Here is a 16,590-nt window from a genome sequence, read left to right as displayed (position 1 = left end):
GAACAGTGCTGTCAAATCGGAGTTGTTGCATTATCTCGATGCCATGAAATCTGCGGCCTAGTCGCGGAAGTGTCAAAATTTATGCAATGATTGGGATAATATTTGTTCAGATTTTTAGCACTATTGCTGTTAGCTCGTTGGCTGCTAACCCAGATGGCGTCTAAGTCATTGCTTGTGCAGGTGATAAGTGATTGTTTAAGATGCAGCTTCCCAATTGATATATGTTTAACCGTATGGAATATACCTACAGGCAGGGATTGAAATGATTAGTAGTAGCGTAGGACTAGGTGGTGCGAATCAAAAGGAAGTTGTGCTTTATATACAGAAATTGCTTAACAGGTATATCGAATCCCGAGCGATTTATGTTTTGCAGTTTCTTAAGGTAGATGGAAAGTGCGGCCCGCGCACTATTGGTTGTATTAAAGAGTTTCAGAGCCATATTGTCGGTTTGGCACACCCCGATGGGCGTATTGATTCTAACGGCGGAACAATAAAAGCATTGGAGAATTACGCATCTCCACAAAAACAGCGAGTATATGAATTTAGTCTTGGAATACACCCGTCTCTTTCGTTTACTGACTTGGCAAGTGTCTCCTCACCTAAAAAAGTTTCTGCAAATACAAATACCGCGGCCGTTGTCACTGATGATCCCAGGAAATTAATGACACGTGCAGCGGTTGCTACGGCCTATGGTTCTATTTCTGCTGAAAAAGTTTGGGCAAAGAAAAGCACTTATCTGAAAATGTTTAAAATCCCGGAGTCAATCACAAAAGACAAAAATTATGCCTGGGTAAATGTATATGACCCCAAGAAACGAAACGTGAGTAGAATCTGGTGCCATAAAGCGATGCATCCCTTCCTTGACACCGCGCTTAAAAATCTGCAAAAGCAGGGGTTGCTGGGAGACTTAAAAGAGTTTGGCGGCTCCCACAATATTCGGGCGACAAGAGGAGCCACGACTTGGTCTGCGCACTCGTGGGCTTTGGCTATTGATATAAATATGACAGGGAATGGCCTGGGCCAAGCACCAACGATGTCGCAAGCATTTGTGAAATGTTTTACTGATGCTGGTTTTTTCTGGGGTGGAAACTATTCAAGAAAGGATGGGATGCACTTTACAATCGCAGGCTTTGATAAACCATCGTCTTCTTGACTGTAATTTGAGATTGCTGGAATAAATATGAAAATACCCCTAAAGACTTTGCTTGTTTTGGTAAGTTTTACTTCTGCCGCCTGCAATAGTGAAGCCGATAACAGAACCCCAAAGGATACCCTGCAAACATCTTATACTCGCATTGATTCATGTAAGGAAACTGTGCAAAACGACAACGCAGCTTTTTCCATTTTGGACTGTGGAAAGGTGGGTGAGCATGATTTGCATATTACTGTTCAGTCGCCCACTATCTTTACGGTGCGCCTCAAGAAGGGTAGCGCTGAAGCAATGTCCGAGTTTGAAGAGTTAAGCGGTGATTTGCCATTGGAGACCGGGCCGGTGCTTGAATGGTATAGCGATAATCACCAACCGCGTTTTATGGTATTTCGTGTTAGCTGGGGGACCGATGATGAGCCATTTCAAATGCATGAGCGGTTGGTGATCAGCTATATTGCAAAAGACCGTATATGTCCACTTGCAACGGTGCAAGTAAAATCCAATAAAAACGCCAACGAGAAAACACGTGAATTAATCTACGATAAATTTTTATCGACGACTGAATGCCCTAAAACAGTTTTGTCCTTTTAAGCTGGAGAATAGCAGAACTTTGTGCGGATAAATTACTGGCTCGATCACGAATTTTAGTATTGATGTGGGGCTGACTCATAGCCCCACTACACCACTGAATCGCATACCAAAGCACAGATAGATACCCGTAGATCACCCCCCAGTGATCCAGCCTCTGCCTATCGATCTGCATTGCTGGACGGTTCAGGTATTCTGCGAGTAACCGTTGCTGCTGCCGCTTGTCCAGCCGGTACTCTTCGACAATAACTGCCAGCTCGTAGAAGGGATCGCCCATCGCGGCGTACTCCCAGTCTATCGCATACAGGGTTCCGTTATCGACGGCAATCAGGTTTGCCATCAATAAATCGTTGTGACAAAGACAAATACCGTCATTCAGTGATTTGGCGATCGCGATATGGCGCTGGAGCTTTGGATCCAGCGCTCGCAATGCGGTATAGAAATCCGCTCCGTCGTCGATCGATCGCCAGTAGCTCGCCACCTTATCGTCTATTTCCAGCTGTGCATCGATGGCCGGCAGTGCGTGGATGCTGCGCACTAGCTGTGCGAGTTGCTTCAGTGCGTCCGCTCTGCCCACGCACCATGGCTCTCCCTGGATATAACGGGTTACCAGATATTGATGGCCGGGATCGCAGTAAATCACCGGGGCACACAAGCCGGCTTTATCGGCGCGCCGGAGGGCGGCGGCCTCCGCTCTGCGGTTTAAATCCAGCGCTTCGCTGATCGCGGAGTTCTTGCGCAATACCAGCTGGGCGTTGCCAGCAATTATCAGAAAGCTTTGGTTAGTCAAGCCGCCGGTCAGCGGCTTGATGACTGAGGGCTTGGCGGTACTCCAGCGCGGCCAGTCGGGTGGGATAATGTCATTCGCAGCGGCGATCATATTGAGACTATCACTGTGCCAGGATCGCAGGTTCGATATTTGACGGCGAAGATCCATCGGCCTGCTTTTCCCGTTTGTAGATGGCCTGCCATTGGAAAAAGCCCACGATAACAATCACCACATAGAGTAGGAACAGCAGGGCGGTGAGGTAGAGTCCTCTGTCGAGATACAGATAGATGGAGACGCCGTCCACCACTATCCAGTAGAGCCAGTTTTCCAGCACCTTGCGCGTCACCATATAGGTGGTGACCACGGCGCCCCAGGTGGTGAAGGAATCCAGGTAGGGCAGGGCGGCGCCGGTGTTGGTATCCAGCAGGTAGCCGAATACCAGCGTCAGCAGGCCAACACCCGCAAAAACAATCAGGTGCGTGCGCAGCGGCCAGCGGTGGATGTGCAGATCCCGCTGTTTGTCGCGGTGGTGGCGCCATTGCCACCAGCCGTATACAGCCATCAGCAGGTAGAACACCTGCAGGGCGGATTCCATCAGCAGGCTGACGTCCCAGAACAGGAAGAGGTAGATCAGGGTGCTGGCGAAGGCGGCGTACCAGCAGCTGATCTTTTCCTTCATGGCCAGCAGGAGATAGGCCAGCGCGAGGATGACGGCGGCGGCTTCCCACCATGACATGGCGGCGAGAGAGGTGGCTATGGCGGTGCCGATATCACGATCAAACATCGCTTGCTTCCGGGGCCAGATCGCCGTCGATAAATTTGCATACGAAGATGGCGCGGCCGTGTTTTTCGTAGGCCGTGCGCATTTCCTGTTTGAGGACATCCATCAGTTGGTCGTAGTCGCCGAATACCTGGGTACTCATGGTGTTGGTGATCACCTTAAGGTTGGGGTGGTTGTTCAGGCGGTCGATGAAGTCCTGGATGGTGGGGATGTACTCGTCTTTCAGGGGGTACATGCTGATTTCTACGGAGAGTTTCATAAGCTTTGCTCCTCGGAGCGTTATTTGGGCAGACTCTGAATATCGTCATTCCGGGATCTTTAGCTAACGCCGGAGTGCCGGGATGTCCCGGGGGTTTCTGGGTTCCGGCCTTCGCCGGAATGACGACGTGGAGTTGTTCAGCCCCGGAAGAGCCTCCCCAAATTTTTAAAAAGTGTAAGTACCGGAAATTCCCGCTACCCGCGGTTCGCCTTGTTGGTAGTAGGCTTCCGGGGCATAGCCGTTGGCGGGGTTGTTGCCGAACTGGTTGCTGAAGTAGAAGCCTCGAGTGTAGTAGCCCTTGTCCGTGAGGTTTCTGCCCCAGAGTGCCAGCTCCCAGTTATTGCCGTGATAGGTCAGGCGGGCGTTCAGCAGTTCGTGGGCGGTGGATTTTTCGTTGTGGCTGTTGGAGAAGTAGAAGTCGTCTTTGCCTTCCACTTCCAGTCGCAATACCAGGTTGGGCGTCACTGACCATTCCGTGCCGGTGAAGAACTGGTAGTTGGGCGCGTGGGCCACATCGCGGCCGTCGAGGTTCACCGGTGCCAGGGCTATGCCGTTGAAATCATCCCTGGCATCCACGTGGGACGAGCTCAGGAAGTCCTCGAATTCCGCATTCAGCCAGCCTGCGGACGCAAAGAGGCGCAGGGATTCGCTGGCGAGATAGTTGAGTTCGATTTCCAGGCCGGTTGTCTTGCCGCCGGCGGCGTTGGTGAGATAGTCATCGAAGGAAAAATCGCTGGGATCGAACACGGATTGTTTGGCCTGGACGTCGCTGCGGTCCTGATAGAAGGCCGCCAGTTGCGCCTGCAGGCGGTTTTCCAGCCAGGCGCCCTTGATGCCGAGTTCATAATTGATCAACTGCTCGGTGTCGAATTCGAACTGGTCACTACCGATATTCGAGTTGTTGGCGAAAGCCGAGATGATCCGGCCGTTGACGCCGCCCGCTTTATAGCCGCGGGATACCGTGCCATAGATCAGGGTGTTTTCGCTGTGGCTGTATTCCAGAGTGACGTTGCCGCCCCACAGATTTTCCTTTTTATTGGAGTCCACGGCGAGGGAGTCGGCGTAGTCGGCATCGCGCTTTTCAAACCTGAGTCCGGTTACCAGGTCGAAAGCCTCACTGAGCTGTGTTCGAAGCTGGCCGTAGAGCGCAGCGTTTTGCGTATCGAACTGGCTGGTGAAGCTTTGATTGCGCTCGAGGCTTTCGCTTTCATCGCGGAAATAAACGCCGGCAACCCAGCTGCTGCGGCCGTTGAACAGCCTGGAGGCTTCCGTGGATAGCAGGCGGAGGTCCGCACTCAGGTTGTCTTTATCGCGCTGGTAGTTGTCGGTGGAGCTGTAGCCCCAGGGGTGAAAACCGGCGTAGGTCCAGTCTTCATCGTAACCGTACTCGGTATCCGAGTTGGCGATGCTCAGGGTGGTTTCCAGGGTGAAATTCTCGCTGCCGGTCCAGTGGCCGATCACCGAGCCCGCCAGGGTTTTCTGGCGGTCCCAGCCGGGCTGGTCCGACAAGGTTTCGCGGGTGTTTTCCAGCGAGAAGGCATCGTAGCCGTTATCGGTGTCGATAGTGAGTGCGGTGAAGTCCAGCTGCAAGTCTTCGCTGGCCTGGTAGCGCAATTTCCCGCGCACAATCGACTCGTCGATATTATTGGTGTCGCTGCGACCCAGGTATTTATTTTCAATGTAACCATCGGATTGCTGAGTGCGGGCGGCGAGCCGATAGGTCAGCTTGTCCGTCAGGGCACCACTGCCGACCGCGGACAGAGTGCGGCCATTGTATTCCGCCACTTCGGCGGACACTTTTGCCATGGGCTCGGCGGTCGGGGCCTGGCTGGTCATGCTGATCAGGCCGGCCAGGGCGTTGGCGCCGTATACGGTTCCCTGGGGGCCGCGCAAAATTTCCACTTGATCGATATCCAGGGTGCTGGCGGCCAGGCCCAGGCCGGTGAAGTCGATGCCGTCGATAATCAGGCCCACCGAGGGATTGACCGGGTCGATAAACTGGCTGCGTTCGCCGATGCCGCGAATCTGGATAAAACGGCCTCGCGATGCGCCGGCGGCAAAGTTGACGTTGGGGGCCAGGTTGAGCAGTTGTTCCAGGTTGCTGGCGCCGCGGGCTCTGATCGCGGCTTTGTCCAGTACGCTGACGCTGGTGGGGAGGTCGAGCTGATTGGCGGCGCGGAGCTGGCTGGTGACGATGATCTCTTCCAGGCCGGTGCTGTTTGCTTCAACGGCGGTGGCCGTTCCAGCCGACAGGCAGCCGGCAAGGCTGATCGACCAGGCAAGCGGACTTTTTCTCGATGGGTGATTCATGGTTCTCTCTCGGGGAAAGCTGGAGTGAAAGAGACCCGGGGGGCGACGTGAGAAGGGTTTTGAGGACTTACCTATTCCTACGCCGGTATTAACCGGATCAGGTTCAAGGGTTTGCCGGTTGGAATCGTTCAGATCCCCGCGCATCTCAGGCCGAAGCCACCCCTTAGGTTTTGCGGGCGGGATGATAGCAGATGTTGTCGTGGCTAGTAATTGGGCAGGTACTTCGTGAATTTCTTGTGTAGGAGCGGCCGCTGGCCGCGATCGGGCTTCGGGGTTTTCCGAGAGTTCGATCGCGGCCAGCGGCCGCTCCTACTGGGTGGGCAAATTACCCGAAGGTGGGGAAATCAGTTGAGTAGACCACCCGCGCGGGCCATTACGTGGAACAGGTAGTTTTGTTCATTGGTGCCGCTGACCAGGTGCGCGCCGGGGCCGCGGGCCCAGACGCCCACGTCCTCGCCGGCGTGGGACTCGGATGCCAACGGCACCAGCGCCTCCTGGTGGTAGCCGGGTGCGGTGGTGTCCACGTGGGTCAGGTCCTTGCGGCCGGCATCGATGCCGCTGCTGTGGGTGTAGCGCTCGTCCGCATCCGTCTCCTCGCCCATGTTTGCGTAGCCGGCGCCATTGCCGTAGCTGAGGGTGGTGTAGGGCAGGCCGTCGTCGGCGAGGCTCGGAGTTTCCTGCGGCTGTCCGCTGCCGTCGTTGGTGACTACCTTGCCGAGGATGGGGTTGCCGCGGGTCGGGTAGCCGGCGATGGTCATCACGTGGCTGTGGTCGGCGGTGACGATAATCAGCGTGTCTTCGGCGCTGGTGTTGTCCATTGCCACCTGCACCGCCCTGGCAAATTCCACCGCGTCGGTGAGCGCACTGTAGGCGCTGCCGGCGTGGTGGCCGTGGTCGATGCGGCCGGACTCCACCATCAGGAAATAGCCGTCGTTGTTTTTCTGCAGCAGTTCCAGGCCCTTGGCGGTCATCTCGCTCAGTGACGGCTCGCCGGCCACGTCGTTCACGCGGTCCGCCTCGTAGTGCATGTGCGAGGCGTTGAACAGGCCCAGCAGCTTGTCGATGCCGGCAATATCCAGCGCGTCAAAGCCGGACTGGTTTTCGATATAGGCGGCATTGGTGACTCCGTCACCGTAGCGTTTCCGCCACTCGTCCACCAGGTTGCGGCCGTCCTCGCGCTTGCCGGCTTTGCCCTCCAGGTCGGTAACGGTGTTGGGCAGAAAGCTGCGGCGGCCGCCGCCCAGAACCAGGTCAACGCCGTCGCCGGCGGTCAGTTCCACCAGCTGCGCGGCGATATCTACACAGCCTCCCTCGGCTTTGTACTCCCAGCCCCGCTCCGGCGACTTGGCGTAGGTGGCCGCCGGGGTGGCGTGGGTGATGCGCGCGGTGCTGATAATGCCGGTGCTCTTGCCCTTGGCCTCCGCCAGTTCCAGCGCGGTGGTCAGGGGCCGCTCGAGGCTCGCCGCGCAATCGCCGCGGGCCACGGTTTCGTCGACGTTGATCACGCCGGCCTTGGTCTTTACGCCGGTCATCAGGGCGGTGGCGGTGCCGGCGGAGTCCGGGGTCTGCTGGTTGGTGTTGTAGGTTTTCACCAGGCCGGCGAAAGGCATTTTCTCAAAGCTGAGCTGGTACTCCTCGCCGTCGAGGCCCTGCTGCTGGCCCGCGAGGATACGCGCGGCGGTGACGGTGGAGATGCCCATACCGTCGCCCACAAACAGGATGATATTTTTTGCCGCGCCGGGCGTGTTGTTGACGGTCTGCTGGCGCGCCGCATCCACCGCCGCTTCGCCGGCGGTAAACCAGCTGCTTTCGCGCTGGGACTGCGGCAGGCTCAGGGCCTGTTCTTCCGGGTCCGGTTCGGGCAGGTCGGGTTCCCGGCCCCGATCGGAATCGCTGTCGCTACAGGCGCTGGCCAGCAGGGCGAGAGAAAAAGCCGTCGCCAGTTTGTTGTATCGCTTCATTGTTTTACCCCCAAAATTATTCCGCCGTTACCGGAATGCCGGTTGCGCCGACCATTACATGAAAAATCGCGTTCTGTTCCAGGGTACCCTGCACCAGCTCGCTGCCTGCGCCGATGGCGTGCAAACTGATATCTTCGCCGGCATGGCTCTCGGAGCCCAGGGGCACCAGGGCCTCCTGATAGAAGCCCGGGGCTTTCGTATCCACCGCGCTCAGGTCCTTGCGGCCGCTATTCACCGCTGTGGTATAGCGTTCGTCCGCATCCGTCTCGCTGCCCAGATCGGCGTGGCCCGGGCCATTGGCGTAGCTCAGCGTGGTGTAGGGCAGGCCATCGCCGGCGGCAGCGACCTCCGCCTGCGGCGCGCCGGTGCCGTCGTTGGTGACCATCTTACCGAGGATGGGATTGCCGCGGGTGGGATAGCCGGCGATGGTTAACACATGGCTGTGATCCGCGGTCACCAGGATCAGGGTTTCCTCCAGGTCCACTTTTTCCACCGCCGTTTTTACCGCCTCGGCGAAAGCGATGGTGTCGTGCAGCGCATTGTAAGCGTTGCCCGCGTGATGGGCATGGTCGATGCGACCGGACTCCACCATCAGGAAGTAGCCGTCGTCGTTTTTCTGCAGCAGGTCGATGGCGGCATCGGTCATTTCCGCGATGCCCGGCTCGTCGGCGCCACTCGCCTTGCGGTCCGCTTCGTAGCGCATATGGGAACTGGTAAAGAGCCCGAGCAGTTTGTCGGTACCCGCAATATCCACTGCGCTCAGTGCTGAGCCCGTCTCCAAATATTGCGCCTGCTGTTCGCCTTCGTAACGGGCCAGCCACTCGGCGGTGAGGTCGCGGCCGTCCGCCCGCTCGCCGTCGGCCCCGGTGGGAATAAAGTTGCGGCGGCCGCCGCCGAGGATTACGTCCACCCCGTCACCGGCTTCCATTTCCACCAACTGCGTGGCGATATCTTTGCAGTCGCCCTCGGCTCTGTGCTCCCAATTGCGCTCCGGCGTGCGCGCGTAGGTGGCCGCCGGTGTGGCGTGGGTAATGCGCGCAGTGGAGACGACGCCGGTGGATCTGCCGCGGCTCTCCATCAGTTCCAGGAAGGTGTTCAGCTCCCTGCCTTTGCTGGAGGCGCAGTCCGCGCGCAGGGCGTCGCCATCGATATTGATTACGCCGGCCCGGGTTTTCACCCCGGTCATGATCGCGGTCATGGTGCCGGCGGAGTCCGGTGTCTGCTGGTTGGTGTTGTAGGTTTTTACCAGTGCGCTGTAGGGAAACTCCTCGAAGGACAGGTTGTTTTCCTCGCCGCTCTCGCCGCGCAGCTGACCCTCGAGAATCCGCGCGGCGGTGAGGGTGGAAATGCCCATGCCGTCGCCGACGAACAGGATCACGTTCTTCGCGGTTTTATTCCCGCGCTCGTCTTCCGCTTTGGCGGCCAGGCGATTTTCACCGTCGGTAAACCAGTCGCTGTTGCGCTGGTAATCCGGCAGTTCGGCGGCGGACAGGGGCAGGGTGGGAAACAGGCAACACGCGGCCAGCGCGCGGGCGATGCGCTTCGCCATGGAAAAACCTCCGGTATTCGGTTATTTGGCGCGCATTAAAGACCGGAAGTGTGACAGGGGGATTAAACAGGATCTTTAGTTAATAAACTTGACCGGGCTCTCGTCCGGATCGCGACCCTTGCCCGCCTGCTGCAGGCGCTGCAGGTAGGCGTCCCAGTTGACCGCATAGTTTTCGCCCAATTCGCGCAGGTATTCCCAGGTGTAGATACCGCTGTCGTGGCCGTCGTCGAAGACAATTTTCAGCGCGTAGCGGCCGGCGGTCTCGACGCTTTCAATACCTACATGCATTTTCCCGCTGACCAGCAATGGCTCGCTCGCGCCGTGGCCGCGCACCTCAGCGCTGGGGGAGTGGACGCGCAGGTATTCCGCCGGCAGGGTGTATTCGGCATCGTCGAATAGCAGCTGCAGGTTTTTTTCTGTGCGGTTTAGGCGGATTTTTTTTGGGGCTTTCATATTTAGCTGTTTGCGGAGCCGCTTCCGGCGCCCTCTCCTCCCCCGGCCCCTCTCCCAGAGGGAAAGGGGAGGCTTTCTTTTCGAGTTACAGGATAAAGCGGGACAGGTCCTCGTCCCGGCTCAGTTCGCCCAGGTGGCTGTCGACATAGGCGGCGTCGATGGTGATGGTTTTGTCGCCGTCGCCCGCGTCGAAGGAGATTTCCTCCAGCAGTCGTTCCAGTACCGTGTGCAGGCGGCGCGCGCCGATGTTTTCCGTGCTCTCGTTGACCTGGTAGGCCACTTCGGCGATGCGGCGGATGCCGTCCTCGGAGAATTCCAGCTGCAAGCCCTCGGTGGCCAGCAGTGCCTTCTGCTGCTCGGTGAGCGAGGCGGAGGGCTCGGTGAGGATGCGCTGGAAATCCCCGGAAGTGAGCGAGCTCAGTTCCACGCGGATCGGCAACCGGCCCTGCAGCTCCGGGATCAGGTCCGAGGGCTTGGACAGGTGGAAGGCGCCGGAGGCGATAAACAGAATATGGTCGGTCTTGATCATGCCGTACTTGGTGCTCACGGTGCTGCCCTCGATCAGCGGCAGCAGGTCGCGCTGCACGCCCTCTCGGGATACGTCAGCGCCGCCCGTTTCCTGGCGCTTGGCCACCTTGTCGATCTCGTCGAGAAACACGATGCCGTTCTGTTCCGCGGCCTCGATCGCGCGGCTCTTCACCTCTTCGTCGTTGACCAGCTTGGCCGCCTCCTCGTCGGTGAGCTGCTTGAGCGCCTGCTTGACGGTGAGCTTGCGCTTGCGCGTACGGCCCTGGGACATATTGGAGAACATGCCCTGCAGCTGGTTGGTCATTTCCTCCATGCCGGGGGGCGCCATGATTTCCACACCCACAGGGGCCACCGAGATCTCTATTTCAATTTCCTTTTCGTCCAGCTCGCCCTCGCGCAGTTTTTTACGGAACAGTTGGCGGGTGTTGGAGTCGCGGTCGCCCGGTTCGGTGGAGCGCGCCGGTGGCAGCAGGGCATCGAGCACCCGCTCCTCGGCGGCATCCATCGCGCGCTGCTCCACCCCGGCCATGGCCTGTTCGCGCTCCAGTTTGACCGCCATCTCCACCAGGTCGCGCACGATGGATTCCACATCGCGGCCCACGTAGCCCACCTCGGTGAACTTGGTGGCCTCCACCTTGATAAAGGGCGCGTTGGCGAGCTTTGCCAGACGGCGGGCGATCTCGGTTTTGCCCACGCCTGTGGGGCCGATCATCAGGATATTTTTCGGGGTAATTTCCGCGCGCAGCTCCTCGTTTACCTGCATGCGCCGCCAGCGGTTGCGCAGGGCGATGGCCACGGCGCGCTTGGCGTCCTGCTGGCCGACGATATGGCGATCGAGTTCGTGGACTATTTCGCGGGGGGTCATCTCGGACATAGAAATTCTCGTGTGCAAATCGAAAAAGCATCCTCTGTAGGAGCGGTCCGGCCGGGAGCGGCCGTTGGCCGCGAGGGCGGGCCTTCGGCCCGCATGCCGAGCTGGAGCTCGGCGTTCCCAGGGGCTGCTCCTATGAAACCTTTCAGTAACTCAGTTCTTCAATGGTGTGATTCTGGTTGGTGTAGACGCAGATATCGCCGGCAATCTTCAGGCCCTGCTCGACGATGGTGCGCGCGTCCAGTTCGGTGTTGTCCAGTAGCGCGCGGGCGGCCGATTGGGCGAAGGGGCCGCCGGAGCCGATGGCGATCAGGTCGTCCTCCGGCTGGATCACGTCGCCGTTGCCGGTGACGATCAGGCTGGCGCTTTCGTCCGCTACCGCCAGCAGCGCCTCCAACCGACGCAGGGCGCGGTCGGTGCGCCAGTCCTTGGCCAGCTCCACCGCGGCGCGGGTGAGCTGTCCGCCGTGGGCTTCCAGCTTGGCCTCGAAGCGCTCGAACAGGGTGAAGGCATCGGCGGTGCCGCCGGCGAATCCGGCGATCACCTTGTCTTTGTACAGGCGGCGCACCTTGCGCGCATTGCCCTTCATGATGGTGTTGCCCATTGAGACCTGGCCGTCGCCGCCGATAACGACTTTGCCGCCGCGCCGGCAGGAGAGAATGGTGGTACCGCGATACTGTTCCAAGGGAGGCCTCTTACTTGTCGGTGCCTGTAGGAGCGGCCGTTGGCCGCGATCGGATTGGCTTCGTAGCTCGGATCAATCGCGGCCAACGGCCGCTCCTACAAGGAGGAATCTGTTCAGGTCTAGGGTAAGTGTGGTCGCGGAGGGGGAATTTCAACAAGAAAGGGCCGAAAGCCTATAATGCGCGCCCGATGTATCTCAGAGGACCCGCCGTGCCAGCCCTTCCCTCACGTTTGTACACCCTGGTATTCGCGCTGATCATGTCCGGCCTGATGTCGCTGCTGATGTCCGCGGTGATCACCTTTATCAACACCGGTTTCGACGGCGGTTTTATGTGGCGCTGGGCAAGTGCGTGGGTGGTGGCTTGGGCGGTGGCGTTTCCGCTGGTGTCGGTGATCGCGCCGCTGTCTCACCGGCTGACGCGCAAGTTCGTCAGCGCGCCGGACGCTTGAGCACCAGTGGCATCAGTTTGTGGTCGGCGAGTGTCTCCCGCGCCGCGGCCACCTTGGAGCGGCTGCGGTAGGGGCCGATAAGTACCCGGTGCCAGGTGCCGCGGCTGTCGGTGGCGGTCTCCACCTTTACTTCGAGGTTGGCCAGGGTGAGCTGCGCACGCAGTTTTTCCGCCTCCGCGGCGTCGCGGAAGGAGGCCGCCTGCAGGATGTACACCAGTTGCGGATCGTCTCTCTCGGGTGTTTCCTCACGGGGGGGCTCGCTACGCGCGCCGCCGTCCGGCGGGCCGGTGACGCGGCGGGAGGGCTTGGCCACCTTGGGTTCGGGCACCTCCACTTCGTTTTCCTGCAGCAGGGTATAGAAATCGAAGCGCGGCTTTGACTGCTCTTCAGCTTTCTGGGCGGGGGGTGCCGGGCGCTTGTCGCCGCCGGAATCCTGCTTGAGCCCGGTGAGAAAAATCATAAATACCACGAAACCGCCGACAAAATTGCCCAGCACAAACCAGACCCATGCGGGTTTGCTCGCGGGACTATTGCGGCGGCTGGTGTTGCGACGGCTCATGGGAATTTTTCTCAATCAATAAGGGAGGGAAGGGCACTGTAGCGCCGCGATCCGGTAGCGTCAAAACAGCTTTGTGTCCGATGGAGGCGCCGACAATCAGGATAACTCCTGCGCATCCATATCCACCGCCCAGCGCAACCGCCGGTTGCGGTTGCCCTCGGCCCACTGGCACAGGCGCGCGAGCAGCGCTTGCAATGCGCCGCGCTTTTCCGCGGTGATCTGCACATAGAAGCGGAAGCGCCCGGACTTGCGCTCTAAAAGTGCGGGTACCGGCCCCAGGTACTGCAATTGGGGGGACGGCGGCGCCAGGGCCTCCAGCTGCCGGCGGGCCTCGCCGAGAAATTCCTCCGCCCACTTCGCCTCCTCGCACTCGGCGCGCACCAGCGCCATGGCGCGCAGTGGAGGCAGCTGGGCCACGGCCCTGTCGCGCAGTAGCTGACGGGCGAAGGCACCGTAGCCTTTCTCCAACAGAAGCTGCAGCAGCGGGTGCTCCGGGTAGCGGCTCTGCACCAGTACCCGGCCCGCCAGTTCGCCGCGGCCGGCGCGGCCGGCCACCTGTTCCAGTAACTGGCCGGTGCGCTCCGGGGCGCGGAAGTCGGCGCTGAACAGGCCGCCGTCGGCGTCCTGGATCACCACCAGGGTGACCCGGGGCAGGTGGTGGCCCTTGGCCAGCATCTGGGTGCCCAACAGTAGGCAGGGTTCGCCGGCGCGCGCCGGGGCCAGCAGCTTGTCCAGGGCTTGTTTGCTGGCGGTGGTGTCGCGGTCCACGCGGATCACCGGGTAGCTGGCGAAGCGGTGGGTCAGCAGCGCCTCGCTGCGCTCGGTGCCGGCTCCCAGGGCGCTGAGCGAACGGCTGTGGCATTGGGGGCAACTGTCCACCAGTGGCCGGCGGTAGTCGCAGTGGTGACAGCGCAACTGGCGCTGGCGGCGGTGCAGGGTCAGCTTGCTGGAACAGTGGGGGCAGTCCGCCAGCCAGCCGCAGTCGTCACAGGCCAGGGTCGGGGCGAAGCCGCGGCGGTTGATAAACACCAGCGCCTGCTCGCCGCGGGCCAGGGTCTCGCCGACATGGCGCAATACTTGGGGGGCAAAACCTTCCTCCAGCTGCTGACCGAGAGTGGGGACTATATGGATCTGCGGCGGCCGCGCGTCGCCGGCGCGGTGGCGCAGGCGCAGGTGCTGATAGCGCCCGTTCAGGGCGTTGTGCAGACTCTCCAGGGAGGGGGTGGCGGAACCCAGCAGCACCGGCACCCCGGCGTTGCGCCCGAGCACCACCGCCAGGTCGCGGGCGGAGTAGCGCACGCCATCCTGCTGCTTGAAGGAGCCGTCGTGCTCCTCGTCCACGATCACCGTGCCCAGCTTGTGCAGCGGGGTGAATATCGCCGAGCGGGTGCCGATCACGATATCCGCCTGGTCCGCGGCGGCGGACAGCCAGGCCCGGGCCCGCTCGCCCTCGGCCAGGCCGGAGTGCAGGGCGGCGATGCTGCGGCCGGGAAAGCGCGCGGCGATGCGGCGCAGGGTCTGCGGTGTCAGGCCGATCTCCGGCACCAGTAACAGGGCCTGCCTGCCGTCAGCGAGTACCCGCTCCATCAGCCGCAGGTAAACTTCGGTCTTGCCGCTGCCGGTGGTGCCCTCGAGCAGTGAGACGGTAAAGCGATCCGCCGGAATGGCGTCCAGCACCTGCCGCTGCTCTTCGTTGAGCCGCGGCGGGGCCGCTCCGGCGGCGCCTTTGTCGGTGGAGAGCGGCGGCGGGGCGGTGGGGCCGGCGGTCCACTGTGCCAGGCTGCGATCCAGCAGCGCCCGGATTGCGGTGGCGGAATGACCCAGGGTTTTGAGATGGGGGCGGCTCTGCCTGCCGTCCCGCAACAGCAGTTGCAGCAGCGCCTGCTGTTTCGGCGCCCGCGCCAGGGCGCTCTCCGGCAGGCCCTTGCCCTCGGTGGTGAGTTCCAGCCACTGTTCAGCCCAGTGATCCGCGAGCTTGCCTTTGCGCAGCGCGGCGGGCAGGGCGGCGGCGTAGAGTTCGCCGACGGGAGCTTGGTAGTAGTCGGCGGCCCAGTGCAGGAAGGCGCGGCTTTGGCGGTCGAACAGGGGGGTGACATCTATCTGTTCCAGGGCCGGCTTCAGCTCGGCGAGCGGGGACTCACTGACGATATCCTCCAACACCGCCACCAGTTTGCGCCCGCCGAAGGGTACCCAGAAGCGCTGGCCCGGTAACAGTTGCGCGGAGTCGCTACCCTGCGGGGGCAGGTAGTCGAACAGGCGCCGCAGGGGTACCGGCACCGCCAGGCGTAGAATTGCCGGTTTTCCTCCGCCGTCGGTTGCCAATTTGCGCCTCCCGTTACTGCCCGATCGAAAGGCGCATGATAGCGCAGTTGCGATGGCGGGCCTGCGGAGCGCAGGCCGAGCTGGGGCTCGGCGCTCCCGGCGGGCAATTGTGCTTGAACCGCCGCGCTAATCTGATTAGTATGCGCCCACTTTTTACCCAGCCCCTAAACCAACGACGACTCCGTGCCCGGCAACAGATCAGGTGGCGGTTTCGAATTGAGGCAGACCATGAAGACCGATATCCATCCGAATTACAGCGACGTCACCGCCACCTGCTCCTGCGGCAACGTGATCAAGACCCGCTCGACCCTGGGCAAAGACATCCAACTGGACGTCTGCTCCCAGTGTCACCCCTTCTATACCGGCAAGCAGCGCGAAGCCAGCACCGGTGGCCGCGTGGACCGCTTCAAGAAGCGCTTCGGCAGCCGCATCGGCAAGTAAAGCGCTGCGCGATGGCCGCAGGCAAAGCGCCCGCAGCCAAAAGAAAGGCACCCTGGGTTTCCCTCGGTGCCTTTTTTTGTGCCCTGCTGCTGGCCGCCGCCGCAGCCGCGGACTGCGTGCTCGGGGAGGCGGACGAGCTGGCGGCCCTGAAACGGGTACAGGACGGCGACACCCTGCTGCTGGAGGACGGCCGCCGCGTGCGCCTGATCGGCGTCAACGCGCCGGAACTGGCCCGCGAAGGCCGCCCGGCGGAACCGCTGGCGCGGGAGGCCAAACAGTTCACCGAGCGTTTTCTCGCCGACGGCGGCCTGGAGCTGGTGTACGACCGCGAGCGACGGGACTCCTACGGGCGCCTCCTCGCCCACGTGTACAACCACCGCGGCGACAACCTGGAATCGGCACTGCTGGCCGCCGGCCTGGCCTTCCACGTGGCCATGGCCCCCAACCTCTCTCTGGCGGAGTGCCTGTCCGAACGCGAGGCATGGGCGCGCAGCGACCGGCGCGGCCTGTGGGAATCCGGCGTGTGGCCGGTGAAACAGGCCGCGGATGTCCGCCCCGGCGACGGTGGCTTCGTAGTGCTGCGGGGCCGGGTGCGCAAGGCCGAGCACAATCGCTATATATGGCTGGAACTGGACGGCCCGGTGGCCCTGCGCCTGGACCCACAGGGGGATTTTGGCCAGCTGGACCGGCGCGATTGGCAAGGGGCACAAATCGAAGTGAAAGGCTGGCTGGTTGATCGGGGATCGAAATACACATCCCAGTTTCCGCAAAATAAACGCTGGTTTATTGCGGTTGACTCCCCGTACACCCTGAAAATTAGTAAGAATTAACGGCTCCCCCTCACGCGCGCTCTTGTGGCGGGCAACCCCTGTCGGTTATTCTCTGCGCCCCCCGCAGTAGCCGGACCGGGCTAAA

At 60.9% G+C, this 16,590-nt stretch carries 16 protein-coding genes and 1 riboswitch; of the genes, 5 read left to right on the top strand and 11 right to left on the bottom strand.

The features are described 5' to 3' along the window. The first annotated feature begins 262 nt into the window (after positions 1-262). A complete protein-coding gene (locus FHS09_RS12320) occupies positions 263-1,153 on the top strand; it encodes a M15 family metallopeptidase (protein ID WP_183460314.1) in 891 nt (296 codons plus the stop codon). A 27-nt stretch (positions 1,154-1,180) separates the two neighbouring features. After that, positions 1,181-1,741 (top strand): hypothetical protein, encoded by a 561-nt coding sequence (locus tag FHS09_RS12315; protein WP_183460312.1) that lies wholly within the window; start codon positions 1,181-1,183, stop codon positions 1,739-1,741. Here the strand turns inward: FHS09_RS12315 and FHS09_RS12310 are convergent. The 9 genes from FHS09_RS12310 to hslV all read right to left on the bottom strand — a co-directional run bounded on the left by FHS09_RS12310 (position 1,719) and on the right by hslV (position 11,904). Next, positions 1,719-2,618, bottom strand: coding sequence for a choline kinase family protein (locus FHS09_RS12310; protein WP_221191971.1), 900 nt, complete (start codon positions 2,616-2,618; stop codon positions 1,719-1,721). The genes FHS09_RS12315 and FHS09_RS12310 overlap by 23 nt on opposite strands. A gap of 10 nt (positions 2,619-2,628) precedes the next feature. After that, the gene (pnuC, locus tag FHS09_RS12305; RefSeq protein ID WP_183460308.1) at positions 2,629-3,291 is read right to left on the bottom strand and encodes a nicotinamide riboside transporter PnuC; all 663 of its coding nucleotides are present in this window, start codon (positions 3,289-3,291) and stop codon (positions 2,629-2,631) included. Next, on the bottom strand, positions 3,284-3,547 hold the full coding sequence (locus tag FHS09_RS12300; RefSeq protein ID WP_183460306.1) for a YkoF family thiamine/hydroxymethylpyrimidine-binding protein: 264 nt from the start codon (positions 3,545-3,547) through the stop codon (positions 3,284-3,286). The genes pnuC and FHS09_RS12300 overlap by 8 nt, the downstream gene beginning before the upstream one ends. A 165-nt stretch (positions 3,548-3,712) precedes the next feature. Further along, on the bottom strand, positions 3,713-5,857 hold the full coding sequence (locus FHS09_RS12295; RefSeq protein WP_183460304.1) for a TonB-dependent receptor: 2,145 nt from the start codon (positions 5,855-5,857) through the stop codon (positions 3,713-3,715). Between the two features lie 57 nt (positions 5,858-5,914). Then, positions 5,915-6,031, bottom strand: a riboswitch (TPP riboswitch). Between the two features lie 170 nt (positions 6,032-6,201). Continuing rightward, the gene (locus tag FHS09_RS12290) at positions 6,202-7,818 is read right to left on the bottom strand and encodes an alkaline phosphatase (RefSeq protein ID WP_183460302.1); all 1,617 of its coding nucleotides are present in this window, start codon (positions 7,816-7,818) and stop codon (positions 6,202-6,204) included. A 16-nt stretch (positions 7,819-7,834) separates the two neighbouring features. After that, complete coding sequence (locus FHS09_RS12285; RefSeq protein WP_183460300.1) at positions 7,835-9,367, bottom strand: alkaline phosphatase; 1,533 nt, start codon at positions 9,365-9,367, stop codon at positions 7,835-7,837. Positions 9,368-9,442: 75 nt separating this feature from the next. Then, a complete protein-coding gene (locus FHS09_RS12280; protein WP_183460298.1) occupies positions 9,443-9,820 on the bottom strand; it encodes a gamma-butyrobetaine hydroxylase family protein in 378 nt (125 codons plus the stop codon). A gap of 85 nt (positions 9,821-9,905) precedes the next feature. Beyond that, entirely contained in the window at positions 9,906-11,222 is a 1,317-nt protein-coding gene (hslU, locus tag FHS09_RS12275; protein WP_183460296.1) for an ATP-dependent protease ATPase subunit HslU, read from the bottom strand. Positions 11,223-11,364: 142 nt separating this feature from the next. After that, positions 11,365-11,904 carry an ATP-dependent protease subunit HslV gene (gene hslV, locus FHS09_RS12270; protein WP_183460294.1) on the bottom strand — a complete coding sequence of 180 codons (540 nt, stop codon included), beginning with the start codon at positions 11,902-11,904 and terminating at the stop codon, positions 11,365-11,367. Between the two features lie 209 nt (positions 11,905-12,113). On the opposite strand from hslV, the gene FHS09_RS12265 reads away from it, so the two are divergent. After that, a complete protein-coding gene (locus FHS09_RS12265; RefSeq protein WP_221191970.1) occupies positions 12,114-12,353 on the top strand; it encodes a DUF2798 domain-containing protein in 240 nt (79 codons plus the stop codon). On the opposite strand, the gene FHS09_RS12260 is transcribed toward FHS09_RS12265, so the two are convergent. Next, entirely contained in the window at positions 12,334-12,912 is a 579-nt protein-coding gene (locus FHS09_RS12260) for an SPOR domain-containing protein (RefSeq protein ID WP_183460290.1), read from the bottom strand. The genes FHS09_RS12265 and FHS09_RS12260 overlap by 20 nt on opposite strands. A 96-nt stretch (positions 12,913-13,008) precedes the next feature. Continuing rightward, positions 13,009-15,234, bottom strand: a complete 2,226-nt coding sequence (locus tag FHS09_RS12255) for a primosomal protein N' (protein ID WP_221191969.1) — start codon at positions 15,232-15,234, stop codon at positions 13,009-13,011. 228 nt (positions 15,235-15,462) lie between these two features. On the opposite strand from FHS09_RS12255, the gene rpmE reads away from it, so the two are divergent. Further along, positions 15,463-15,675, top strand: coding sequence for a 50S ribosomal protein L31 (rpmE, locus tag FHS09_RS12250; protein ID WP_183460288.1), 213 nt, complete (start codon positions 15,463-15,465; stop codon positions 15,673-15,675). 11 nt (positions 15,676-15,686) lie between these two features. Further along, entirely contained in the window at positions 15,687-16,505 is an 819-nt protein-coding gene (locus FHS09_RS12245) for a thermonuclease family protein (RefSeq protein WP_183460286.1), read from the top strand. Positions 16,506-16,590 lie beyond the last annotated feature (85 nt).

This window comes from Microbulbifer rhizosphaerae, from assembly GCF_014191725.1.
Taxonomy (GTDB): Bacteria; Pseudomonadota; Gammaproteobacteria; order Pseudomonadales; family Cellvibrionaceae; genus Microbulbifer; species Microbulbifer rhizosphaerae.
Note: the sequence above shows the minus strand (reverse complement) of the source record. Positions and strands in the feature narration are given on the sequence as shown.

Excerpts from the sequence above, each read along its gene's own strand:
- FHS09_RS12320 (WP_183460314.1), top strand. The coding sequence starts at position 263 with ATGATTAGTAGTAGCGTAGGACTAGGTGGTGCGAATCAAAAGGAAGTT.
- FHS09_RS12315 (WP_183460312.1), top strand. The coding sequence starts at position 1,181 with ATGAAAATACCCCTAAAGACTTTGCTTGTTTTGGTAAGTTTTACTTCT.
- FHS09_RS12310 (WP_221191971.1), bottom strand. The coding sequence starts at position 2,618 with ATGATCGCCGCTGCGAATGACATTATCCCACCCGACTGGCCGCGCTGG.
- pnuC (WP_183460308.1), bottom strand. The coding sequence starts at position 3,291 with ATGTTTGATCGTGATATCGGCACCGCCATAGCCACCTCTCTCGCCGCC.
- FHS09_RS12300 (WP_183460306.1), bottom strand. The coding sequence starts at position 3,547 with ATGAAACTCTCCGTAGAAATCAGCATGTACCCCCTGAAAGACGAGTAC.
- FHS09_RS12295 (WP_183460304.1), bottom strand. The coding sequence starts at position 5,857 with ATGAATCACCCATCGAGAAAAAGTCCGCTTGCCTGGTCGATCAGCCTT.
- FHS09_RS12290 (WP_183460302.1), bottom strand. The coding sequence starts at position 7,818 with ATGAAGCGATACAACAAACTGGCGACGGCTTTTTCTCTCGCCCTGCTG.
- FHS09_RS12285 (WP_183460300.1), bottom strand. The coding sequence starts at position 9,367 with ATGGCGAAGCGCATCGCCCGCGCGCTGGCCGCGTGTTGCCTGTTTCCC.
- FHS09_RS12280 (WP_183460298.1), bottom strand. The coding sequence starts at position 9,820 with ATGAAAGCCCCAAAAAAAATCCGCCTAAACCGCACAGAAAAAAACCTG.
- hslU (WP_183460296.1), bottom strand. The coding sequence starts at position 11,222 with ATGTCCGAGATGACCCCCCGCGAAATAGTCCACGAACTCGATCGCCAT.
- FHS09_RS12260 (WP_183460290.1), bottom strand. The coding sequence starts at position 12,912 with ATGAGCCGTCGCAACACCAGCCGCCGCAATAGTCCCGCGAGCAAACCC.
- rpmE (WP_183460288.1), top strand. The coding sequence starts at position 15,463 with ATGAAGACCGATATCCATCCGAATTACAGCGACGTCACCGCCACCTGC.
- FHS09_RS12245 (WP_183460286.1), top strand. The coding sequence starts at position 15,687 with ATGGCCGCAGGCAAAGCGCCCGCAGCCAAAAGAAAGGCACCCTGGGTT.